This window comes from Fodinibacter luteus, assembly GCF_039541575.1.
GTDB classification, from domain to species: domain Bacteria; phylum Actinomycetota; class Actinomycetes; order Actinomycetales; family Dermatophilaceae; genus Fodinibacter; species Fodinibacter luteus.
The window spans coordinates 115,167-137,929 of record NZ_BAABGM010000007.1; the positions used below are offsets into that span (position 1 = coordinate 115,167).

Sequence of the window (22,763 nt, forward strand, 5' to 3'; positions counted from 1 at the left end):
CGACATGCGCCGCATCACGACCTGGCTGCTCAGCACGATCTGCGCCCTCGTGCTCCTCTTCAGCTACCACACGTCGACGAGCCCGGGCACCGCGGGCAGCGTCGTCGCCGACCCCGGGAGCGGGAGCGGGAGCGGCACGGCATCCGAGCCGGACGCCTCGACCGGCAGCGGGGAGTCGAACGACTCCGGCGCGTCGTCCGGCGCCGCCACGTACACCGGCGACGCCGTGAGCACCCGGTTCGGCGACGTCCAGGTCGTCATCACGGTCGAGGGCGGACGGATCACGGCATCCGAGGTGACCCGGGTGCCGTGGGGCAACCCGAGGGACCAGGAGATCAACTCGCGTGCCGTGCCGATCCTCAACGCCGAGGCCGTCGACGCGCAGAGTGCGGACATCGACATGGTCTCGGGTGCGACGTACACCTCGCAGGGGTACATCGGGTCGCTCCAGTCGGCGATCGACGAGGCCGGCCTGTGATGACCGCCGGGCTCCCCGTGGCTCCCGCGGCGCCGGCGCCCCCACGGCTGGCGCGGCGCGCGTGGGTCGAGCAGATCATGGGGATGCCGGTCAGCGTGCACGTTCGCGCGGTGGACCCGTCACGGCCGGACCTCGAGGCGGGGGTGCGCCGGGTGTTCGGGCACCTGCGCAGGGTCGACGCGGTGCTCAGCACGTGGCGCTCCGACAGCGACCTGCTCCGCCTCCAGCACGGCGAGTCGGAGGAGGCGCACGCCTGGGTCGCCGACGTCACCGAGCTGTGCCTCGAGGCCGAGGACCGCACCGACGGGCTCTTCCGGGCGTGGCGCAGCCGACCGGGCGGCCGGGTGGCGTTCGACCCGACCGGGCTCGTCAAGGGCTGGGCCGTGGCCGGTGCCGCCGCCCACCTCGACATCGTGCCCGAGGTCGCGTACGCCATCGGGGCCGGCGGGGACGTCGTCGTGGGGGCCGGTGCCGGGGTCTCGGCCGCGCCGCCCTCGTGGCGGGTCGGGATCGAGGACCCACGCCGGGCGGGCGCCGTTGCCCGGGTCGTCACCGTGCGCCGCGGGGCGGTGGCGACGTCCGGTGCCGCAGCGCGCGGCGGACACGTCGTCGACCCGAGGACCGGGGTGGGCATCACCCGCGCCGGGTCGGCCACGGTCGTCGGCCCGGACCTGCTGTGGGCCGACGTCTGGGCGACCGCCGCGTGGGTGGACCCCGAACGGGCCCGGCGGCTCATGGCCCGCAGGAACGCGGGGTACGAGCTGCTGCTCGGGTGACGAGGGTGCCGCCGAGCGCGGCCGGCGACGAGCTCAGCGGGCGCTCGCCAGGGCGGCCCGGAGGTCGTCGGCGGAGGTGACGGGGCGGTCGCACACGAATCCCCGGCACACGTAGGCCGCCGGTCGCCCCCCGACGAGCGGGCGGTCGGTGAGGAGCGGGAGGCCGGGCGCGTCCGGCATCCCGTGGGCGAGCACCAACCCGGGTGACGTGCTCGAGCGCGTCGTGGCGAGCAACGCGTCGGCGTCCGGTCCGGACCCGACGACGGCCACCTGGAGCGGCCCGGCCAGCACCGCCTCGGCCACCGCGAGCGCCCAGCCCGCGAACCGGGGGTCCTGGCGCGCGATCGGGCCGCACGTGTCGAGGACGCCGGATGCCGTCGCGAGCCGGCTCGCGGAGCCGGTCAGGGCGGCGTGGGTCAGCAGGGCTCCGGCGAGGGCGGATGCCCCCGCCGGCTCGGCGTTGTCGGTGCGGCCCGCCGGACGGGCGAAGAGGGCGGCGGCGTCGTGCGCCGTGTCGTGCACCGTGCCGTCGGGGTCGACGAAGCGGTCGAGCGCGCGGGCGAGCAAGGAGGCCGCGGCCTCGGCCCAGCTGGCGTCGCCGGTCGCCTGGTGGAGGGCGAGCAGTCCCTCGGCGAGGTCGGCGTGGTCGTCGAGCACGGCGGGCGCGGACCCGACCCGCCCGCCCCGCGAGGTGCGCCGCAGCATCCCCTCGACGTCGTGGACGCCCAGGACGAACGACGCGGCCTGCTCCGCGGCGGTGACGAGTTCGGGGCGCCCGAGGATCGCGCCGGCATCCGCGAGGGCTGCGACGGCGAGGCCGTTCCAGGCGGTGACCACCTTGTCGTCACGGCTGGGCTGGGGTCGCGTCGCCCGGGCCGCGAGCAGTCGGGCGCGGACCTCTGCCCACCAGACCGCGTCGGGCGGGTCGGCGCGCAGCTGGAGCGTGGAGAGCCCGTGCTCGAAGGTCCCCCGCGCCGTGACGCCGAGGAGGTGGGCCGCCGTCGCGCCGTCGTCGGGCCCGAGCACCTCGGTGAGCTGCGCGGGCGACCACGCGTAGGTGAGGCCCTCGTGGGAGTGCCCGTCGACGACGGTGTCGGCGTCGAGCGCCGAGGCGAACGCGCCCTCGTCGGTGCGCAGGTCGCGCAGGAGGAACTCGGCCGTCTCCAGCGCCACCCGGCGGGCGAGGTCGTCCCCGGTGGACCGCCACAGGTGCGTGTAGACGCGCAGGAGGAGCGCGTTGTCGTAGAGCATCTTCTCGAAGTGGGGGACCACCCAGTCGGCGTCGACGGCGTACCGCGCGAACCCGCCGCCGAGCTGGTCGTACATCCCGCCCCGGGCCATCGCCTCGCAGGTGCGCCGCGCCATGGCGAGCGCGTCGGGCGACCCGGTGCGCGCGTGGTGGCGCAGGAGGAACTCGAGGACCATCGACGGCGGGAACTTCGGCGCCCCGCCGAAGCCGCCACGGGCCTCGTCGTAGGTGGACCGCAGGCGGCGGACCGCCGCGTCGCAGACGTCCTCGTCGAGGGAGCTGGGTGGGGGCGGCGCGGTCACCTCCCTCAGCCGGTCGGCGACGTGGGCGCCGGACGCGAGGACCCGGTCGCGCTGGGTCACCCACGCCTCGGACGCGTTGTCGAGCAGCGCCATGAGCTGCGGCTTGGGCAGGTAGGTGCCGGCGAAGAAGGGGTCGCCGGCGGGCGTCAGGAGGCAGGTCATCGGCCAGCCCCCGCTGCCGGTGAGGGCGGTCGTGGCGGCCATGTACACGGCGTCGACGTCCGGCCGCTCCTCACGGTCGACCTTGACGGCGACGTAGCGGGCGTTGACCGTCGCCGCGACCTCGTCGTCCTCGAAGCACTCGTGGGCCATGACGTGGCACCAGTGGCAGGCGGCGTACCCGACGGAGAGCAGGATCGGCACGTCGCGACGGCGAGCCTCGGCGAAGGCGTCGTCGCCCCACTCCCACCAGTCGACCGGGTTGTCGGCGTGCTGGAGGAGGTACGGGCTGAGGGAGTGTGCGAGCCGGTTCGCCATTCGTCCACGGTATGCCGGACGGGTGACGGGGAGGCGTTCGGATGCCGGCCGGTGGGCGGCGTCGGATGCCGGCGGGCGGGCGTCGCCGACTCTTCGGCGGTCGGCGCTGGCCGGGTCGGGAAGGGCTGTCGGTGGTCGCTGGTAGACATGACGTGTCGACGAGGAGTCGGAGTCGCGCTGGGGAAGGGGTTGTCCCGCAGCGATTCCCGGTCAAGGTGGTCGGTGCGTCGGGTGGGGTGGGTGCGGCGTGGAGAGGAGGGCAGGGGCGATGGAGCTCGCGGACGGGGCCGGTGGCCGGTGGGGTGTCGGCGGGTCGTGCGCTGCCGACGGCCCGGCGCTCGCCGATGGGCCCGAGGGTGTCGGGCGCCCCGGGGTCGCCCCGGCCGCTGAGCTCCCGGGCGTGGCCGGGAAGGCCGCGCCGGTGCTGCCGTCCGGCCTACCGGCCGAGGCGACGGCGTGGCTGGCGGACGTGCACGCGCGGGCCGCGTCCCCGGCGTCGGGACTCCCGAGCGCGGAGTGGGTGGGCCTGGTCGCGCAGTGCCAGGCGGTGGTGAACTCGCTGACCGCCGCGCAGGACGCCGCACTGGCGAGGTTGGCGTGCATCGAGGTCGAGCTCGCCGAGGACGGCACCCTCGTGGAGCGGGCGCACCCCCTCGGGCACCAGGCACTCGACGCGCCGGATCTGGCGGCGCCCGCGCTGGCGGCCACCCATCAGCACGCGGCCCGACGGATGGGGTCCGCGGTGCGGTGGGCCGCCGACGGGCCGAGCGGCTCCTCGTCCTCGACGGGGCTCGCGGGCCTGCACGAGGCGATGCGGGCCGGGCGCCTGGACGGGTATCGGGCGGGTGTGGTCGCCGACGAGCTCGACCTGGCGCCCCCGCAGGTGGCGGCGGCGGTCGTCGAGGCGCTCCAGGAGTACTTCGAGAGGGAGACCGGCGGCGACCTGCGCCGACGGGTGAGGCAGGTGTTGGCCCGGATCTGCCCCGACCTCCTCGTGGAGCGGGCCCGGCGGGCCAGGGCTCGCAGCGGGTTGCGGCGCTGGGTTGACGAGCCGGGTCTGGACCGGTGGGACGGCACCTTTCCCTCCGAGGAGGCCGCCGGGGCCTGGGCCGCGATCGACGCGCTGGCCCAGCAGTACGTCGCGGATGGAGTGTGCCAGGGCATCGAGCGCGCGCGGGCGAAGGCACTGACCGATCTCGTCACCGGGAACGCCACCGTCGAGGCCGTGCTCTCCCTGACCACTCCCGCCGACCTTCCCACCGACGAACCCGCAGCTCAGCCGCGGGGTGCAGGGGCCCCGACTGGCTCAGGCGACGAACCGGATCTCGGTACGGCGGGCGAGCGCGAGACGGGTGGGGCGAGCGAGCGGGAGACGGGTGGGGCGAGCGAGCGGGAGACGGGTGGGGCGAGCGAGCCGGCGGCCGAGCGGGAGACGCTCGATGACCTCGACGCCGAGCCGCACTCGGACGTGCCGGGTCCCGAGCCGATGCCGGCGAGGAACCCCCGCAGCCCGGAGGGTGGCTCTGCCGAGGGCGGACGGTCGATCTCCGACGACGACCTGGTGGAGGTCCAGGGCTCGCGTCCGTTCGAGCCGCTCCTGGTGCCGCGAGGGTGGCTGCGCGGCTTGGGGAGGGCCGCGCCCGGGGCCGCGAGTCCGCCATGGGTGATCCCGTTCGTGTGCCACCCGGTCACCGGGGCCCTGACCGACCCCGAGGACACGCTGGCCACAGGCGGCTACCGGCCGAGCGCCCGTCTCGCGGCGTTCGTGCGCGCCCGCGACGGACGGTGTCGCTTCCCGGGGTGCTCGGTCGCCGCGCGGTTCTGCGATCTGGACCACGTGCGGCCCTGGCCGCTCGGACCGACCGCGGCGCGCAACCTCATGGCCGTATGCAGGCGGCACCACCGGATCAAGCAGCGGCCCGGATGGAGGGTGCGTCTTCGCCCGGACGCCGTTGCCACCTGGACCGACCCCACCGGTCGGGTCCGCTCCACGAACGCGCTCAACAGGCTCACCCCCGTCGTCCTTCCGGCAACCCCGGTCGGCGCCACCGACCCCGCGCCGGCCCCGTGCTGCCCGGGCGACGACTGGCAGCCACAGGGGGCGCTCGACCTCGTCCTCGAGCACGCCGTGGCGACCGCGCACCCCCCGCTCCCGCCGTGCGCGACAGCGGTCCGGGTGGACCTCGCCCTGCGCACGATCCGGGTCGACGTCGGCAGTGGTTCGGGGTGCCGGAGCCGCACCCGCCGACCCGGACGCACCCAGCGACGGAACCCAGACGACGACCCGCCGTTCTGACCGGGATGCGGGTCCGAACCGATACCACTCCGTGGCCCTCAGAACGGGCACCGGTCGGTCGTCCTCGTGCACGGGTCCTGCTCGATGGGCCTCAGTCGTCCAGGGCCTTCCTCAGTCGTCAAGGGCCTTGGCGAGGGCGATCGAGAACGTCACCTCGTCGGCGTTGTCGTCCTCGAGCGCCCACACCGCCTCGATGGCGCACCGCACGATGGTCCAGCGGCGGGCGATGTCCTCGTCGATGCCCGCCGCCTCGCACAGCACCTCGGTGCGGCGCCGGACCGACCACCTCAGCGCGGCGCCGGTCCCCAGCTCGTCGCGCCGGTTCCGGAGCACCGCGTGCAGCTCGAAACCGGGGTGCCCCGCCCTCGGCTGCGGGTCGATCGCGAGCCACGGCTCCCGGGTCCCGGCGAGCACGTTCTCGTAGTGCAGGTCACCATGGACGAGCGTGGCGTCGCACGACGGGTCCGTCGACAGCTCGGCGAGCAAGCCTCGAGCCCGGGCCACCATCCGGCGGGGGAGCGCCTGGCGTCGGCCCGCCTCGTCGAGCCACCCGGCGGCCCAGTTGCTGAGCGGGTCGAGCGCCGGGGGAGCTGCGACGTGCAGGCGTGCCAGCAGGCCTCCGATGACCTCGCAGGCCGAATCGGTGTCCAGACCACGCAGGTCGCGGTCGGGGTCGAGCCGTTCGAGCAGCAGCATGCCGTCGCCGGGCAGGGCTGCGACCAGCCGGACCGCGCCGTTCCCGGCCCAGTGGCGCAGGGCCAGGGGTTCGCCGTCGGTGTCCCGGCTGCGCCGCACCAGCTTGAGGGCGAGCGGCTCGCCGTCACGCAGCACCGGAGCGACGACCGCGGTCCAACCGGTGCGCAGCGGCCCGTCGGTGACGAGACCCCAGCGCTCGAACGCCTCCCCGAGCAGCCGCTGCGCGCGCCGCGCCCAGTCCGCACCCGACGGCCCGCCCTCTGCCGGCAGGCGGGAGATCCAGGCCAGCCAGTCGGCCGGGATGGCGGGCCCACCCTCGGCGAGCGCGCGCCCACGGCCGCTGGATGCGCGCCCGCCCCCTGGGGATGCCGGCCTACGGCCGCTGGATCCCGGCCCGCCCCCGTCGCGTCCTGGGCCGCCGCCGGCGGGTGGGGCCCCGTCGCTCGTCGACCCCGAGCTCCTCGTCGGACCCCCGGTCACCCGCCGACCCCCCGTCCGCTGCAGCCCTTCGTCACCCAAGCCGCTCGCCCGTCACTCGAGCCCGGGGAAGGGCACGAGCTCCAGCCCCCACCGGTGCACCTCGACCTCGACCGTGCCCAGCCACCGGGTGACCGCCGCCAACCCCGCAGCGCCCTCGGACCCGACGAGCGGAGCCAGCTGCTCCCCGTACCCGGCACGAAGCGTCGTGAGCACCTCGCGGGCCAGCCGCGCCGCGTCCGCCGTCGTCTCGACCTCGAAGGGGAGAGGGTGCCCGATCGCGTCGTCCGGCCGGCTCCCGCCCGCGAGCTGGTCGGTCCGCAGGTCGCGCAGGACCGCCAGCGTCTCGTCGGAGCGCTCGCGCTGGCGACCGCTCGACCGCGCGCTCACCACCTCGAAGAAGTAGATGGCCGCGGACGTCGACGCGGCCAGGGCCGCGACGGCGGTCCCCGAGACCGGGTCGCCCGGAACCTCCGGCTCCCGACCGGAGAGCAGGGTCGCCGCCGCGAAGCGCTGGGCGTGGAGCGCCGCGACCGTGGCCCGCAGGTCCTCCTCGACCCCCGCGAAGGTGCCCGCCGCCTCGGCTGCGGCGCCCTCGGCATCCCCGAGCGCCGCACGACGGGATGCCGCGCTCGGGCTCGCGGAGGTGGACGGGGTCGGGGATGCCGACGCGCCGGGCGACGCGGACGCGCGCGGGGCCGCACCTGACGGAGCCGCACCGGACGACGGGACCGGGTCCCCTGACGGGGAGGCCGCGTTGGGCGGGGGGGAGGCGGCCGGCGACGGGTCGGCGTCCAGCTCGGCCGCGGGGACCTGCCGACGCAGCAGCGTCGTGCGCAGCACCGTGTGCTGGCGGCGGTGGATCGTCGTGAGGTCGGCGGCGAGCGGGCCGGCGACGGTCGCGGCGAGGGCGGCGAGCGCTCGCGTGTCGCGGGTCAGCGCGACGAGCTCGGCCTCGACGGGCACCGGCGTGCGGGTCGGCACGAGGGGCACCCGCGGCGCGTCGTCCTCGAGGCGGATGCCGCAGCCGGCGAACGGAAGGACCCCGAGGCAGAGGGCGCTCGCGATGACCGTGCGCCGGGGCACCCCCGCACGTGCTCGGTCCGGCATGGGCGCATCATCGCACGGGGTGCGGGCGCTTCCGTGATCTGTCCTACAGTGGTGGCGACGGCCGCACGCCGGCGACCAACTGAAGAGAGGGAGGGTCCAGATGACCACCGCGGACGGCATCCGCCCCACCCTGCACGAGGCGCTCGACGCGAGCGGCCTCGTCCTCGAGGACGTCGTCGTCACCCCGGCGGGCCGTCGTCGCGTCGTCAAGGTGCTCGTCGACCGTGCGCTCGACGGCCCCGACACGGTGACCGAGCCCAGCCCACCCCTCACCCTCGACGAGGTCGCCGACGCGACGCGCCTCGTGAGCGACGCCCTCGACGCCTCGGCCGAGATGGGTGAGCAGCCCTACACCCTCGAGGTCTCCTCACCCGGCGTCGGGCGGCCGCTCACCGAGCCGCGCCACTTCCGCCGCAACGTCGGCCGCCTCGTCTCCGCCCGGCACGAGGGCCAGGACGTCACGGGTCGGGTCACGAGCGCGAGCGGCACGGAGGTCACCCTCGCCGTCGCCGCGACCCGCTCGACGCCGGCCCGCACCGTCACCCTGCCGTATGCCGGTCTCGAGCGTGCCGCGGTGCAGGTCGAGTTCGCCCGCCCGGACGAGAGCAAGGACAGCTGACATGGACATCGACCTCGCCGCCCTGCGCGCCCTGGAGCGTGAGCGGGGGATCTCCCTCGACATCCTCATCCCCGCGATCGAGCAGGCGCTCGGCCTGGCCTACCAGCGCACCGAGGGCCACTACCGCCACTCCCGTGCCGAGCTCGACCGCAAGACCGGCCACGTCGTCATCTGGGCCCGTGAGGAGATCGAGGTGCCACCGGCCGAGGGCGAGGTCGACGAGGACGGCGACCCCGCCCGCCCCCGACGCGAGCTCGGCCCGGAGTTCGACGACACCCCGACCGGCTTCGGCCGGGTGGCAGCCGCCACCGCGCGCCAGGTCATCGTCCAACGCCTGCGCGACATCGAGGACGACGCCATCCTCGGCGACTTCAAGGGGCGCGAGGGCGACATCGTCGCCGGCATCATCCAGCAGAGCCCCGACCCGCGGCACGTCACCGTCGACTTCGGCAGCGTCGAGGGCATCCTGCCGCTCGCCGAGCAGGTGCCGGGGGAGAAGTACGTCCACGGCCAGCGCCTGCGCTGCTTCGTCGTGTCGGTCAAGCGGGGGCTGCGCGGCCCGCAGATCGGCCTGTCGCGCACCCATCCCAACCTCGTGCGCAAGCTCTTCGCCCTCGAGGTTCCCGAGATCGCCGACGGCAGCGTGCAGATCGAGGCGCTCGCTCGGGAGGCGGGGCACCGCACGAAGATGGCGGTCCACTCCACGGTCCCGGGCCTGAACCCCAAGGGAGCCTGCATCGGACCGATGGGGGCCCGCGTCCGGGCCGTCATGGCCGAGCTGCACGGGGAGAAGATCGACATCGTCGACTGGTCCGAGGACCCCGCGACGTTCATCGCGGCGGCGCTGTCGCCGGCGCGGGTGTCGTCGGTGACGATCGTCGACCCGAAGCTGCGCTCGGCGCGGGTCGTCGTCCCGGACTACCAGCTCTCGCTCGCCATCGGGCGGGAGGGCCAGAACGCCCGCCTCGCGGCGAAGCTCACCGGGTGGCGGATCGACATCCGCCCCGACACCGAGAGCACCTCGGAGGCGCCCGCGCGCTCCGGTGACGCGCCGGGTCGCGCCTAGGCGGTAGACTGGTGCAGACCGACCGGACTGGACTCCGGCCCGGCCACCCGGTGCGCACCTGCATCGGGTGTCGTGGGGCGGATAGCCGGTCGGCACTCCTGCGAGTGGTCCTCGGGCCCGGAGCGGACGGCACCACCGTCGTCCTACCGGACCCCGAGCGCCGTCGACCGGGGCGTGGCGCCTGGCTGCACCCGGTCGTCTCGTGTCTCGACCTCGCCGTCCGTCGCCGGGCGTTCGGTCGCGCGTTGCGTAGCAGCACGCCGATCGACCACTCCGCGGTCGACGACTGGGTCAGGGCCCACGCACAGGAACCACCGTCCGAGAGCACGAACCGAAAGCGGGTTTGACGCTGATGAGCACCCGATGAGTACTCAGCGATGAGCACCCCCCAGCTGTAACGACGGTCCGCGCGAAGAGCACGGACCTGGACAGGAGAGAAGTGTCTAAAGTCCGTGTGAGCGCCCTCGCCAAGGAGCTCGGAGTGACCAGCAAGGTCCTCCTCGAGCGCCTCAACGGCATGGGCGAGTACGTCAAGAGCGCCAGTTCGACGATCGAGCCGCCCGTCGTGCGGCGATACCGCGAGAAGTTCCCCGACGAGGCCCCGGCCGCCCCGGCCCCCGTGGCCGCGGCTCCTGCAGCCACGGCGCCCGCCACCCGTCGGTCCCCGTCGGGCCGACCCGGTCCGGCCGCCCCGGCATCCCCCGCGCCCGCTCCGGAGGTCGCAGCCCCGGCGGCACCTGCGGCCCCGGCGGCTGCTGCCGCCGCTGCAGCGCCCGCCGCCACCGCCCCTGCGGCCGGCACGCCGGCGGCTCCGTCGGCCCCCGCCGCCTCCGCCCCGGCCCCCTCGGCGCCGGCGGCGCCGGCCGCTCCCGCGCCGGCTGCACCGACGGCTCCCGCAGCCCCGGCAGCCCCGGCGCCCGTCGCCCCGGCCGCCCGTGAGGGTGGGGCCGGTCAGACCGCGCCGCGCCCCGGCGCCCCGCGCCCGAGCACCCCCCGCCCGGGCAACAACCCGTTCGCCCCGAGCCAGGGCATGGGTCGCACCCGCGAGCCAGCCCCCCGCCCGGGCAACAACCCCTTCGCCCAGAGCCAGGGCATGCCCCGGCCGCAGAGCCGCCCCGGCGGGCCGCGCCCCGGCGGCCCCGGTGCGGCCGGTCCGCGCCCGGGCGGTCCGCGCCCCAGCCCCGGCATGATGCCCGACCGCTCCGCGGTCGCCCGGCCCGGTGAGCGTCCCGCCCGCGGTGGCGCGCGCCCCGGTGGTCCCGGCGCCCGTCCGGGCGGCGGCGGTGCCGGTGGCTTCGGCGGACGTCCCGGTGGCCCCGGTGGGTTCCGCAGCGGTCCCGGCGGCCGTGGGGGCACCCAGGGCGCCTTCGGTCGCGGTGGCGGCCGGCCCGGCCGGGCCCGCAAGTCCAAGCGCGCGAAGCGCATGGAGTTCGAGGAGATGCAGGCCCCGTCGATCGGCGGCGTGAGCGTCCCGCGCGGCGACGGCTCGACCGTCATCCAGATCCGTCAGGGCTCGAGCCTGTCCGACTTCGCCGACAAGATCGACGCGAACCCGGGCGCCCTCGTCACCGTGCTGTTCCACCTCGGTGAGATGGCCACGGCGACGCAGAGCCTCGACGAGGACACCTTCCGCCTGCTCGGCAGCGAGCTCGGCTACGACATCCGCATGGTCTCGCCCGAGGAGGAGGAGCGCGAGCTCTTCGACTCCTTCCACATCGACCTGGAGACGGGGATCGAGGGCGAGGACGACGAGGACCTCGAGGCCCGTCCGCCGGTCGTCACCGTCATGGGCCACGTCGACCACGGAAAGACCCGGCTGCTCGACGCGATCCGCAACGAGGAGGTCGCGGCCGGCGAGGCCGGCGGCATCACCCAGCACATCGGCGCCTACCAGATCCACAAGGAGCACGAGGGCGTCGACCGGGCGATCACCTTCATCGACACCCCGGGCCACGAGGCGTTCACCGCCATGCGTGCCCGTGGTGCCAAGGTGACCGACATCGCGATCCTCGTCGTCGCCGCCGACGACGGCGTCATGCCGCAGACCATCGAGGCGCTCAACCACGCCCAGGCGGCCGACGTCCCGATCGTCGTCGCGGTCAACAAGATCGACGTCGAGGGCGCCAACCCGTCCAAGATCCGTCAGCAGCTCACCGAGTACAACCTCGTCGCCGAGGAGTACGGCGGCGAGACGATGTTCGTCGACGTCTCCGCGAAGCAGGGGCAGAACATCGACCAGCTGCTCGAGGCCGTGCTGCTCACCGCCGACGCGGCGCTCGACCTGCGTGCCAACCCCGACCGCGACGCCCGCGGCATCGCCATCGAGGCCAACCTCGACAAGGGGCGCGGCGCCACGGCGACCGTGCTCATCCAGTCGGGCACGCTGCACGTCGGTGACGCCATCGTCGCCGGCTCCTCCCACGGCCGCGTCCGGGCGATGCTCGACGAGCACGGCAACCACCTCAAGGAGGCGACCCCGTCGCGTCCGGTCCAGGTGCTCGGGCTCTCCTCGGTCCCGCGGGCCGGCGACACCTTCGTCGTCGCCCCCGACGACCGCACGGCGCGCCAGATCGCCGAGAAGCGCGAGGCCGCCGACCGCCAGGCCAGCCTGGCCAAGGCCCGCAAGCGCATCTCGCTCGAGGACCTCAACGAGGCGCTCGCCGCGGGCAAGGTCGACACCCTCAACCTCATCCTCAAGGGTGACGTGTCGGGTTCGGTCGAGGCGCTCGAGGACGCCCTGCTGCAGATCGACGTCGGCGAGGAGGTCGACCTGCGGATCATCGACCGCGGTGTCGGCGCGATCACGCTCAACAACATCAACCTCGCGATGGCGTCCAACGCCATCATCATCGGCTTCAACGTGCGGGCCGAGGGCCAGAACGCCGAGGTCGCCGAGCGCGAGGGCGTCGAGATCCGCTACTACTCGGTCATCTACCAGGCGATCGACGAGATCGAGCAGGCGCTCAAGGGCATGCTCAAGCCGGAGTTCGAGGAGGTCGAGCTCGGCACCGCGGAGATCCGCGAGATCTTCCGGAGCAGCAAGTTCGGCAACATCGCCGGGTCGATCGTCCGCAGCGGCGAGATCAAGCGCGGCACGAGGGCACGGATCACCCGGGCCGGTGTCGTCGTCGCCGAGAACGTCGAGATCGCCGGCCTGCGCCGGTTCAAGGACGACGTCACCGAGGTCCGCGAGGGCTTCGAGTGCGGCATCAACCTCGGGTCGTTCAACGACCTCCAGCTCGGCGACCTCATCAGCACCTACGAGATGCGGGAGAAGCCACGCGCCTGAGCGCAGCGAGGGCGCGAGGCTTCGAGCGCATCTCGTCCCCCGAGATGCGGCGGGTCCCACGTTCCGCGTGGGCGAAGCCACGCGCCTGAGCGCAGCGAGGGCGCGAGGCTTCGAGCGCATCTCGTCCCCCGAGATGCGGCGGGTCCCACGTTCCGCGTGGGCGAAGCCCCGCGCGTGACGCGGCGGGTCGCACGCGGCCACGCGGAGCGTCGGACCCGTGCGCGGGCGACGCCGCGCGCCTGACGCGCACATCACCCGTGGGGCCCGTCCCTCTGGTCAGCGGGCGGCATACCGACCGGTATGCCGCCCGCTCCCGTCCCCGGCACCGGTCACTAGGGTTGGTGCCGCCCGTCCCGACGAACTTGAGGAGGAGCCGTGGCCGACACCGCACGCGCCCAGAAGATCGCCGACCGCATCAAGACGCTCACCGCCGCGAACCTCGACGCGATCGTCAAGGACCCCGACCTCGGCTTCGTCACGATCACCGACGTCAAGGTGACCGGGGACCTCCAGCACGCCACGCTCTTCTACACCGTCTTCGGGGATGCCGGCCAGCGCGCCCAGACTGCCCGCCTCCTCGAGGTCAACAAGGGCAAGCTGCGCTCCTTCGTCGGCAAGCAGCTCGGCATCCGGCTCACGCCGTCGCTCGAGTTCGTCGCCGACGCGATCCCGGAGACCGCCGCGCACCTCGAGGACCTGCTCAAGGAGGCCAAGGAGCGCGACGCGCAGGTGGCTGCGGCCGCGGCGAGCGCCCGGTACGCGGGTGACGCCGACCCGTACCGCAAGGACCGCGACGACGCCGACGCGGCCGACGAAGTCGACGTCGCCGACGAGGCTGACGGGACCGCCGGAGAGGCCGCCGTGACCGGAGGGGCCGGAGGGGCCGGCGAGGCCGGAGAGGCCGGCGAAACCGGCGCGACCACCCGCGAGACCCGTGCTGCGGTCGAGCACACGGCCGCCGAGGAGCCCGATGGTCGGACCGCCTGAGCCGACTTCGGACGGCATCCTCGTCGTCGACAAGCCGGCGGGCTGGACGAGCCACGACGTCGTGGCCCGGGCCCGACGCCTGTGCGGCACCCGCAAGGTGGGCCACGCCGGCACCCTCGACCCGATGGCCACGGGCGTGCTCGTGCTCGGTGTCGGCCGCGCCACCCGCCTGCTCACCTTCCTCGTCGGCTGCGACAAGGACTACGCGGCCACGGTGCGGCTCGGCCAGGCCACCCTGACCGACGACGCGGAAGGCGAGGTCACGGCATCCCCGGGTGCCGCCGGGACGACGCGCGACGCCGTCGCGGGGGTGGCGGCCGGCCTGACCGGCGAGATCGCGCAGGTCCCGAGCGCGGTGAGCGCCATCAAGGTGAGGGGCGAGCGCGCCTACCATCGGGTGCGCAGCGGCGAGGCCGTCGAGCTGGCCGCCCGCCCCGTCACCGTCTCCCGGTTCGCCGTCGGCGAGGCCCGCCCGCTCGAGGTCGACGGCACACCGGTGCTCGACGTCGACATCGAGGTCACGGTGTCCTCCGGAACCTACGTTCGGGCCCTCGCGCGCGACCTCGGGGCCGCGCTCGGCACCGGCGGCCACCTCACCGCGCTGCGCCGCACCCGGGTCGGCGGCTTCCGCCTCGCCGACGCGCACCCGCTCGGCGACCTCGAGGCCCGCCAGGGCGAGCGGATGCCGGTCACCCCCATCGCGGATGCCGCGCGCGCGGCCTTCGCGGTCCGCGAGGTCGACGAGGCCCAGGCGCGTGCCCTCGGCTTCGGCCAGCGCCTGCCGTCGGCCGAACCGGGGCGCGCCGAGCCGGTCGCCGCGATCGGCCCGGACGGCAGCCTCGTCGCGATGCTCGACGAGACGCGTCCCACGGCACGCAGCCTCGTCGTGTTCTCCCCGGCGACTTCGTAGAGTGGTCCCCGTGCATCGATGGACCGACCCGTCCGGGACGCCCGAGGCCCTGCGCCCCTGTGTCCTCACCCTCGGCAACTTCGACGGCGTCCACCGGGGCCACCGGGCGGTGCTGACCGCCCTCGTCGAGGCGGGCCACCGCCTCGGCCTGCCGTCGGTCGCCATCACCTTCGACCCGCACCCGGTCGCGGTGCTCCGCCCCGAGGTGGCGCCCGAGCTCATCGCGCCCGGCGAGCTGCGCGACGACCTCATCGCCGAGATGGGGATCGACGGGCTCCTCGTCCTCGACTTCACGGCCGAGTTCGCCAAGCAGACGCCCGAGGACTTCGTGCGGGCCGTCTTCGTGCGCGGGCTCGACGCCCGCTGCGTCGTCGTCGGCATGGACACCCGCTTCGGCTACCGCAACGCCGGCGACGTCGGGACCCTCGCCGACCTCGGGGAGCAGTTCGGCTTCGAGGTCATCGCGCTCGACGACGTCGGCAACGGCGAGCGGTTCTCCTCGACCGTCGTGCGGGCCCACCTGCGGGCCGGTGAGGTGGCGGAGGTGGCTCGGATCCTCGGGCGCCCGCACCGGGTCGTCGGCACCGTCGTCCACGGCAACCACCGCGGCCGCGCGATGGGCTACCCGACGGCCAACCTGTCCGCCGACAGCCTCGGGCTGGTGCCCCTCGAGGGCGTCTACGCGGGCTGGCTCACCCGCCTCGACCGGCGCGACGGCGAACCCGACCGCACGATGCCGGCCGCGATCAGCGTCGGTACCAACCCGACCTTCGACACCACGGACCGGCGCACCGTCGAGGCGTACGTGCTCGACCGCGACGACCTCGACCTGTACGACGAGCGCGTCATGGTCGAGTTCACGGCCCACATCCGCCCCACCCTGCGCTTCGACTCGGTCGAGGAGCTGCGAGAGGCGATGGGCGAGGACGTCGAGCGGTGTCGCGAGCTGCTGTCGAAGATCGTCCCGGCCTGAGCCGCCTGAGCCGCCTGACCCGGCACGACCTGGGGCTCTACGTCGCGGCCGGGGGTGCGTCGGTCGTCGGTGCCCTCCTCGTCTGGTCGGCCACGAGCCGCACCGACGGCACGGCCTACCTCGTCCGGCACCTGCTCACCGCGGCCGTAGGGCTGGCGACGGCGCTCCTCGTGAGCCGGCTGGGGCAGCACCGGGTGCGACTCGCGGCGCCGTGGGCGTATGCCGGGTCGCTCCTCGCGCTGCTGGCCGTGCTGACCCCGGTCGGGCGCACCGTCAACGGCTCGCGCTCGTGGATCCCGCTTGTCGGCGGGTTCACCCTCCAGCCCGCCGAGCTCGCGAAGGTGGGGTTGTGCCTGGCCCTGGCGGCACTGCTCGCAGGGCAGGCCGAGCGTGGCCTGGCGCCCGGGACCCGCGAGGTGTTCCTCGCGGGGGGGCTCGTCGCGCTGCCGACCGGCCTCGTGCTGCTCCAGCCCGACCTCGGGTCGGCGGCCGTCGTCGTCGCGCTCGGCGTCGTCGTCGTCACCGTGGCCGGTGTGCCGCGCCGGTGGCTCGTCGGGGCGGCGGTCCTGGGGGTCGCCCTCGTCGTCGTCGCACTCACCACGCCGCTGCTCAGCGACTACCAGCGCGACCGCCTCACGTCCTTCGCGGACCCGTCGTCGGACCCGCAGGGCGCCGGGTACCAGACCCGGCAGGTGCGCCTCGCCATCGGGGCGGGTGGGATGTGGGGGCAGGGCTTCATGGCGGGGGAGCGCACCCAGGGCGGCTACGTGCCCTTCCAGCTCAACGACTTCGTGTTCTCGGTTGCCGGCGAGGAGCTCGGCTTCGTCGGGGCGAGCGGGCTGCTCGTCCTCCTCGGGTTCGTCGTCGTGCGGGTGCTCGTCGTCGCGGCGCGGGCGCGGGACCCGTTCGGGCGGCTCGTCGGGGTCGGCGTGGCGACGTGGTTCGCGGTCCAGATCCTCCAGAACGTCGGGATGAACCTCGGCCTCGTCCCGGTGACCGGCCTGCCGCTGCCCTTCGTCTCGTATGGTGGATCCTCCATGCTCGTGGCGTGGCTGGCGATCGGTCTCGTCGACGCCGCGCACGCCCGGGCCGTGCCCGGGTGAGACGTTCCCCACGAAGGCGACCCGCCGGTAACAAGACGTTCCCATCCGGTTGAACCGTGTGACAGGATGCGGCACCACGCCCCCAATGTCGAGGACGATGCCACCATGCTCACCGCGTCACCCCAGATCCACTCGCCCGCCGACGAGCCCGTCGACCAGTCCGTCCTGGACCACGAGGCCCAGAGCGTCGCGCACCTGTTCCGCGACCGCGTCGGCGCGAGTCCCGACCGGCCCGCGTACATCCACGCGGTCGTCTCCGACTCCGGGGACGACTGGGTGACGGTCACCTGGTCCGAGCTCGACGTCATCGTCCGGGAGATCGGCGCGGGACTCATCGCGCTCGGGGTCGAGCCGGAGGACCGGGTGGCCATCGCGTCGAGCACACGGTACGAGTGGGCCCTCGCCGACCTCGCGACGATGGTCGCCGGTGGTGCGACGACGACGATCTACCCGACGACCATGGCCGACGACGTCGCCTTCATCCTCGCGGACTCGGGCGCGAAGGTCGTCTTCGCCGAGAACGCCGAGCAGCTCGACAAGCTGCGCTCGATCCGCTCGAGCACCCCCGCGGTGACGCGGGTCGTCGTCTTCGACGGGGTCGCCGACGCCGACGACTGGACGCTCACCCTCGACGAGGTCCGCCAGCTCGGGCGTGAGTACCTGGCCGGCGACCCGGGGGCGATCGACGCCCGGATCGACGGCATCCAGCACGACCAGCTCGCCACGATCATCTACACCTCCGGCACGACGGGCCGGCCGAAGGGCGTGCGGCTGCGGCACAGCGCCTGGACGTACGAGGGCGCGGCGGTCGCGAGCACGAACATCCTCGCCGAGGACGACCTGCAGTACCTCTGGCTCCCCCTCGCCCACGTCTTCGGCAAGGTCCTGCTCACCCTGCCACTGCAGATCGGCTTCCCGACCGCCATCGACGGCCGCATCGACAAGATCGTCGACAACCTCGCCGTCGTGAAGCCGACGTTCATGGGGGCCGCCCCCCGCATCTTCGAGAAGGCCCACGGCCGGATCACGATGATGATGGCGGCCGAGGGCGGGCTCAAGGCCAAGCTCTTCACCTGGGCCAGCGAGGTGGGCCGCGAGGTGAGCGAGCTGCGCGAGCAGGGCAAGAACCCCTCGGGGCTCCTCGGGGCCAAGTACGCCATCACCGACAAGGTCATCGGCACCAAGATCCGCGAGCGCTTCGGTGGACGAGTCCGGTTCTTCATCTCGGGCTCGGCCGCCCTCAACCAGGACGTCGCGCGGTGGTTCGACTCGATGGGGATGCAGATCCTCGAGGGCTACGGCCTGACCGAGACGAGCGCGGCATCCTTCGTCAACCGGCCGCGGGGCTACCGCTACGGCAGCGTCGGCTGGCCGCTGCCGACGACCCAGGTGCGCATCGCCGAGGACGGCGAGGTGCTGCTGAAGGGCCCGGGCAACATGGAGGGCTACCACAACAACCCCGACGCCACGGCCGAGACGATCGACGCCGAGGGGTGGCTGCACACGGGTGACATCGGCGAGCTCGACGACCGCGGCTTCCTGCGGATCACCGACCGCAAGAAGGACCTGTTCAAGACGAGCGGCGGCAAGTACGTCGCGCCCTCGATCATCGAGTCGACCTTCAAGGGCCTGTGCCCCTACGCGAGCCAGCTCGTCGTGCACGGGGCCGACCGCAACTTCGTCTCGGCGCTCGTGACCCTCGACCCCGACGCCATCGCCGGCTGGGCGGCGCAGAACGGCATGGAGGGCAAGCCCTACCACGAGATCGTCACCTCCGACGCGTGCCGCGAGATGGTCCAGGGGTACATCGACCAGCTCAACGCCGGGCTCAACCGCTGGGAGACGATCAAGAAGTTCACCATCCTCGAGACCGACCTCACCGTCGAGGAGGGTGAGCTCACCCCGAGCCTGAAGCTCAAGCGCAAGGTCGTCGCCGACAAGTACAAGCACCACCTCGACGCGCACTACACCGGCTGAGGCGCCTCGACACCCGTGAGGGCGCCCTCCCGACCCGGTCGGGAGGGCGCTGTCACGTTCCGGGGTGCGGTCGCGGGTCGTGCCGGGGTGGTCGTGCCCGGGGCCGGGGGGTGCTCTGCGTCGTGCGGCTCCTCGGCGAGACGGGTTCGGCGTGGGTTACCGCTCAGGACTCGCTGCTCGCACGACGAGTACCAGGCGGTAGGCAACGACGTGGCGGCGCTACCGCGGCCCGACGTCCATCGCGTGTGGGTCCGGTGACGTGGACGCGCCACCGCGGCCCGACGCCCATCGCGCGCGGGTCCGATGACGTCGACGCACCACCGCGGCCCGACGCCCATCGCGCGCGGGTCCGATGACGTGGACGGCCGCCGCCGCGGCCCAGGGACAACGCGGGAGCGGCGGCGACGTGCCACCCGGCGACGATGCGTCACCCCCGGGCCGGAGGACCTGCCGGCGGGGTCGCCGTGCCCCGGAGCGCTGCCAGGTGGCGAGGCACCGCCCGAACCGCGGGTCGCGGCCGCGTACGGGCGCTGGCGTACGCACGCTCGAGGCGCGCGAGCACGGCATCCGGCCGCTCCCTGATCCGGCGTGGCGTGACTCCTGCGACGACGACCCCCACTCCGACGAGGTCGCCGTCCTTGTCGACGGTGTCGTCCCAGGCGTCCCCCTCGCCGTGGTAGCGGTAGGAGTGCACCATGACGGCCATGCCGACGTCGTCGAACCAGGCATCCGGTGACGTGAGCGGGATACCCTCCCGTGAGGTCACGACCGGGTTGGGCCACGGGGTCGGCAGCACGAGCGAGGTGGCGACGAGGTCGAGGAGCTCGGACTCGGGCACCGACCAGGCCCCGGACGCGGCCTCGGCCAGCGGAGCGTGGAGGGAGGCGGCATCCCGCGGTCGGAGCCGGTGGACCCACTCGGCGAGGTCGTCCACGGAGGCGATGCCACGCTGGACCGCCTCGATGAGGATGGCCGCGCGGGCATCCGGGGTGCGGGCGGCGCGGGCCGCGTCGACGGCGGCGCGTGCGGGTGAGGACAGCCGCAGCGGGCCGCGGGTGACGATGCAGGGATCGTGCAGGAGGGTGCGGCGTACCTCGCAGAACCCGCTCGTGCGACTGCTGCGTGGCGCCGGCACGAGCACGTGGACCCGGGCGAGCGGCTCGGCGGAGGTCACGCCGTGCAGCCGGGCTGCGGTCGGGCCGGCGAGGACGGAGCCAGGCCCGGCCCACAGGAGTGCGGCGACCTGTCGCTGACGCACCGTGGGCTGCTCGCGGAAGGTTCCGTAGACCTGGGGGAGCAGGATCCGCCAGCCGCGCCCGGCGTTCCACCGCACCGTGGGGTAGGTGATGCCGTGCTCGAACAGCTGGGCACGCGTGACGACGTTGTCCTGGCGCGCGAGCACGGCCTGCAGGACTGGTGGGAACTCGGGCATGGGTCATGGTCGCGTTCGGCCGGCGTGGTGTGGTGGGGGCGGCTGTGGCTGTGGACGGCGCTCCGGGCGGGGCGCGGATGTGGACGATGACGTCGTGGCTGATGCCGCGGGTGGCTGGGTGCGGTCGGGGTCGCCGGGCCTGGTGCGGCGTGGGTCACCGCTCAGGACTCGCTGCGGGAACGACGAGTACCAGGCGGTAGGCGACGGTGGTGCGGGTGGCTGGGTGCGGTCGGGGTCGCCGGATCTGGTGCGGCGTGGGTTACCGCTCAGGAGTCGCTGCTGGAGCGACGACTACGAGGCGGTAGCCGACGGCGTGGGCGCGCGCGGGTGGAGCGACGAACCGCAGACGGTCGGAACGGGTGGACGCCCTGCCCGGGGCGGCGTCCGCCACGCGGTGCCTGACAGCACGGCATCCCGGTGACGCCGCTCCCCGAACGCTCACCCCGTGATGAGCGGCACGAAGGCGTACGCCCCGTGCCGGGTCACGACGACCCCGTCCGGCGCCTCGTCGTCGCGCTCGACCCGCAGCATCCAGCCGTGCACGGGCACGACGAGGATGCCGTGCGGGCCGAGCTGGTCGACGAGCTCGACCGGCAGGGTGGCCGCCATCGCGGACACGAGCACCCGGTCGAACGGCCCGTCGTCCGGCGCCCCGAGCACGCCCGGGTCCGCCTGACGGACCCGCGCCCACGGCACCCCGGCCGCGGTGACGTTGCCCGCCCCCGTCCGCACGAGCTCCGGCACGAGCTCGACGCCGAGCACCGAGCCCGTCGGGCCGACGAGCTCGGCGAGGATCGCGGTCGTCCACCCCGACCCCGAGCCCACGTCGAGCACGCGCTGGCCGGGCCGCACGTCGAGCAGCTCGAGCATGGCCCGCACCGTGCGCGGCTGGCTGTTCGTCTGCCCGTGCCCGATGTCGAGCGGCCCGTCGTACCCGGCCCGACGGCGCTGCGAGCGGGGGAGGAAGCGGTCCCGGGGCTGGGCCGCCATCGCGGCTGCGACCCGCCCGGACGCCCCGGACTCAACGAACTCACCGGACTCACCGGACTCACCGGACTCACCGGACTCACCGGACTCACCAGACCCTCCGGACCCTCCGGCCCGGCCACCCCGTCCGGCCCACGACACGGCTACTGCCGCAGGTCCTCGAGCGCCGCCTCGACGGCGCGGTGGAAGGTCGGGTAGGCGAACGGCATCCCGCGCAGCGTGGAGACCGGGATGCGGGCGTGGACGGCCGCCGCGAGCAGCGACAGCACCTCGCCCCCCGCCGGGCCGACCGACGTCGCCCCGACGAGGTAGCGGGCGTCGCGGTCCTTGACGAGCTTGACGACCCCCTCGGCCCGGGCGATCCACCCGCGGGCGGACTCCTCGAGCGGCGCCACCCCGACGGCGACGTCGATGCCGGCGTCCCGCGCCTGCTCCTCGGTCAACCCGACCGACCCGACCTCGGGGTCGGTGAACGTCACCCGCGGCACCGCGTGGTACTCGGCGCGGTGCCCCTCGGCGCCGGTGATGTCGCGCAGGGCGATCCGCGCCTGGTACATCGACATGTGGGTGTAGGCGCCCTTGCCCGTGATGTCCCCGATGGCCCACAGCCGCTCGCCGGCCCGCATCCGCAGGTCGGTGTCGACGGCCCCGGCGTCGGGGTCGAGCCCGACCGCCTCGAGGCCGATGTCCGTGAGGTTCGGCCGTCGCCCGGCCGCGACGAGCAGCCGCTCCGCCGACAGCTCGAGCGCCGTGCCCTCGGCGTCGGTGACGGCCACCGTGAAGCGGCCGTCGGCGTGGGCGACCGAGCCGATCGTCGCGCCGGTGACGAGCTGCACGCCGTCGGCGGACAGCGCCCGCGCGACGACGGCGGACGCCTCCGGCTCCTCGGGCGCGAGCACCCGCGGCGCCGACTCGACGAGGCTGACCCGGGTCCCGAAGCGGGCGAACGCCTGGGCGAGCTCGGCGCCGATCGCGCCACCGCCGACGACCACCATGGATGCCGGGAGCTCGGCCGTGCGCAGTACGTCGCGGTTGGTCCAGAACGGCGTGTCGGCCAGCCCGGCGACCGGTGGCGCGTCCGGTGAGGTCCCGGTGTTGAGGACGACCCCCCGCGCCGCGACGTACCGCGTCCCGCCCACCTCGACGACGCCCGGGGCGACGAGCCGCCCGTGACCCCGCACGAAGCGGACCCCCGCCCGTTCGAGGCGCTCGACGGCGACCCCGTCGTCCCAGTCGTCGGTGGCCTCGTCGCGGATCCGGGCGTGGACGACCCCCCAGTCGGGGGAGACCTCGGCACCGCCCGCGAGGCCGGTCACGCGACGTGCCTCGGCGAGTGCGTTGGCGGCGCGGACGACCATCTTCGAGGGGACGCACCCGAAGTAGGGGCACTCGCCCCCCACGAGCCGCTCGTCGACCCCGACGACCCGCAGACCGGAGCGGGCCGCCTCGGTGGCGAGCAGCTCGCCCCCGGGCCCGAGGCCGAGGACGACGAGGTCCACGTCGATGTCGGTGCTCATGCCCCCACCCAAGCACGCCGGCAGCCGCCGGGCGAGCGTCGT

At 74.5% G+C, this 22,763-nt stretch carries 17 protein-coding genes and 1 pseudogene; 12 read left to right on the forward strand and 6 right to left on the reverse strand.

The window, feature by feature from the left end; all coding sequences use genetic code 11:
- The first annotated feature begins 4 nt into the window (after positions 1-4).
- Together ABD899_RS05530 and ABD899_RS05535 are read left to right on the forward strand one after the other, a co-directional pair.
- Complete coding sequence (locus tag ABD899_RS05530) at positions 5-478, forward strand: FMN-binding protein (RefSeq protein WP_345203268.1); 474 nt, start codon at positions 5-7, stop codon at positions 476-478.
- Positions 478-1,254, forward strand: a complete 777-nt coding sequence (locus ABD899_RS05535) for an FAD:protein FMN transferase (protein WP_345203271.1) — start codon at positions 478-480, stop codon at positions 1,252-1,254. Before ABD899_RS05530 ends, ABD899_RS05535 begins: the two co-directional genes overlap by 1 nt.
- Positions 1,255-1,287: 33 nt before the next feature.
- Here the strand turns inward: ABD899_RS05535 and ABD899_RS05540 are convergent, their stop codons facing one another.
- A complete protein-coding gene (locus tag ABD899_RS05540; RefSeq protein ID WP_345203274.1) occupies positions 1,288-3,282 on the reverse strand; it encodes a thioredoxin domain-containing protein in 1,995 nt (664 codons plus the stop codon).
- Positions 3,283-3,550: 268 nt separating this feature from the next.
- On the opposite strand from ABD899_RS05540, the gene ABD899_RS05545 reads away from it, so the two are divergent.
- Complete coding sequence (locus ABD899_RS05545; protein ID WP_345203277.1) at positions 3,551-5,578, forward strand: HNH endonuclease signature motif containing protein; 2,028 nt, start codon at positions 3,551-3,553, stop codon at positions 5,576-5,578.
- A gap of 111 nt (positions 5,579-5,689) precedes the next feature.
- On the opposite strand, the gene ABD899_RS05550 is transcribed toward ABD899_RS05545, so the two are convergent.
- Together ABD899_RS05550 and ABD899_RS05555 are read right to left on the reverse strand one after the other, a co-directional pair.
- Positions 5,690-6,754 (reverse strand): aminoglycoside phosphotransferase family protein, encoded by a 1,065-nt coding sequence (locus ABD899_RS05550; protein ID WP_345203279.1) that lies wholly within the window; start codon positions 6,752-6,754, stop codon positions 5,690-5,692.
- Between the two features lie 51 nt (positions 6,755-6,805).
- Complete coding sequence (locus tag ABD899_RS05555) at positions 6,806-7,861, reverse strand: DUF4439 domain-containing protein (RefSeq protein ID WP_345203281.1); 1,056 nt, start codon at positions 7,859-7,861, stop codon at positions 6,806-6,808.
- A 100-nt stretch (positions 7,862-7,961) separates the two neighbouring features.
- Here ABD899_RS05555 and rimP point away from each other — a divergent pair, with 100 nt between their 5' ends.
- The 9 genes from rimP (at position 7,962) to ABD899_RS05600 (ending at position 18,785) form a co-directional block, all read left to right on the forward strand.
- Entirely contained in the window at positions 7,962-8,480 is a 519-nt protein-coding gene (rimP, locus tag ABD899_RS05560) for a ribosome maturation factor RimP (RefSeq protein ID WP_345203284.1), read from the forward strand.
- 1 nt (position 8,481) lies between these two features.
- On the forward strand, positions 8,482-9,546 hold the full coding sequence (nusA, locus tag ABD899_RS05565) for a transcription termination factor NusA (RefSeq protein WP_345203286.1): 1,065 nt from the start codon (positions 8,482-8,484) through the stop codon (positions 9,544-9,546).
- 104 nt (positions 9,547-9,650) lie between these two features.
- Complete coding sequence (locus ABD899_RS05570) at positions 9,651-9,893, forward strand: YlxR family protein (protein ID WP_345203289.1); 243 nt, start codon at positions 9,651-9,653, stop codon at positions 9,891-9,893.
- Between the two features lie 92 nt (positions 9,894-9,985).
- Complete coding sequence (gene infB, locus ABD899_RS05575; protein WP_345203292.1) at positions 9,986-12,835, forward strand: translation initiation factor IF-2; 2,850 nt, start codon at positions 9,986-9,988, stop codon at positions 12,833-12,835.
- 375 nt (positions 12,836-13,210) lie between these two features.
- Positions 13,211-13,822, forward strand: coding sequence for a 30S ribosome-binding factor RbfA (gene rbfA / locus ABD899_RS05580; RefSeq protein ID WP_345203294.1), 612 nt, complete (start codon positions 13,211-13,213; stop codon positions 13,820-13,822).
- Positions 13,806-14,732, forward strand: a complete 927-nt coding sequence (gene truB / locus ABD899_RS05585; protein ID WP_345203297.1) for a tRNA pseudouridine(55) synthase TruB — start codon at positions 13,806-13,808, stop codon at positions 14,730-14,732. The genes rbfA and truB overlap by 17 nt, the downstream gene beginning before the upstream one ends.
- Before the next feature lie 10 nt (positions 14,733-14,742).
- A complete protein-coding gene (locus tag ABD899_RS05590; protein ID WP_345203299.1) occupies positions 14,743-15,705 on the forward strand; it encodes a bifunctional riboflavin kinase/FAD synthetase in 963 nt (320 codons plus the stop codon).
- Entirely contained in the window at positions 15,669-16,808 is a 1,140-nt protein-coding gene (gene rodA, locus ABD899_RS05595; RefSeq protein ID WP_345203301.1) for a rod shape-determining protein RodA, read from the forward strand. The genes ABD899_RS05590 and rodA overlap by 37 nt, the downstream gene beginning before the upstream one ends.
- 105 nt (positions 16,809-16,913) lie before the next feature.
- Positions 16,914-18,785, forward strand: coding sequence for an AMP-dependent synthetase/ligase (locus ABD899_RS05600; protein WP_345203303.1), 1,872 nt, complete (start codon positions 16,914-16,916; stop codon positions 18,783-18,785).
- A gap of 427 nt (positions 18,786-19,212) precedes the next feature.
- Here ABD899_RS05600 and ABD899_RS05605 read toward each other — a convergent pair whose 3' ends face one another.
- The 3 genes and pseudogenes from ABD899_RS05605 to ABD899_RS05615 all read right to left on the reverse strand — a co-directional run bounded on the left by ABD899_RS05605 (position 19,213) and on the right by ABD899_RS05615 (position 22,721).
- Positions 19,213-20,217, reverse strand: coding sequence for a hypothetical protein (locus ABD899_RS05605; RefSeq protein WP_345203305.1), 1,005 nt, complete (start codon positions 20,215-20,217; stop codon positions 19,213-19,215).
- 438 nt (positions 20,218-20,655) lie between these two features.
- Positions 20,656-21,222, reverse strand: a pseudogene (locus ABD899_RS05610) (protein-L-isoaspartate O-methyltransferase family protein); the annotation flags it as partial.
- A 125-nt stretch (positions 21,223-21,347) separates the two neighbouring features.
- A complete protein-coding gene (locus ABD899_RS05615; protein WP_345203307.1) occupies positions 21,348-22,721 on the reverse strand; it encodes a dihydrolipoyl dehydrogenase family protein in 1,374 nt (457 codons plus the stop codon).
- Positions 22,722-22,763: the final 42 nt, after the last annotated feature.

Coding starts and splice junctions, on each gene's coding strand:
- ABD899_RS05600 (WP_345203303.1), top strand. CDS start 16,914: ATGCTCACCGCGTCACCCCAGATCCACTCGCCCGCCGACGAGCCCGTC.
- ABD899_RS05530 (WP_345203268.1), top strand. CDS start 5: ATGCGCCGCATCACGACCTGGCTGCTCAGCACGATCTGCGCCCTCGTG.
- ABD899_RS05605 (WP_345203305.1), bottom strand. CDS start 20,217: ATGCCCGAGTTCCCACCAGTCCTGCAGGCCGTGCTCGCGCGCCAGGAC.
- rimP (WP_345203284.1), top strand. CDS start 7,962: ATGACCACCGCGGACGGCATCCGCCCCACCCTGCACGAGGCGCTCGAC.
- ABD899_RS05535 (WP_345203271.1), top strand. CDS start 478: ATGACCGCCGGGCTCCCCGTGGCTCCCGCGGCGCCGGCGCCCCCACGG.
- ABD899_RS05540 (WP_345203274.1), bottom strand. CDS start 3,282: ATGGCGAACCGGCTCGCACACTCCCTCAGCCCGTACCTCCTCCAGCAC.
- ABD899_RS05615 (WP_345203307.1), bottom strand. CDS start 22,721: ATGAGCACCGACATCGACGTGGACCTCGTCGTCCTCGGCCTCGGGCCC.
- ABD899_RS05545 (WP_345203277.1), top strand. CDS start 3,551: ATGGAGCTCGCGGACGGGGCCGGTGGCCGGTGGGGTGTCGGCGGGTCG.
- ABD899_RS05555 (WP_345203281.1), bottom strand. CDS start 7,861: ATGCCGGACCGAGCACGTGCGGGGGTGCCCCGGCGCACGGTCATCGCG.
- nusA (WP_345203286.1), top strand. CDS start 8,482: ATGGACATCGACCTCGCCGCCCTGCGCGCCCTGGAGCGTGAGCGGGGG.
- truB (WP_345203297.1), top strand. CDS start 13,806: ATGGTCGGACCGCCTGAGCCGACTTCGGACGGCATCCTCGTCGTCGAC.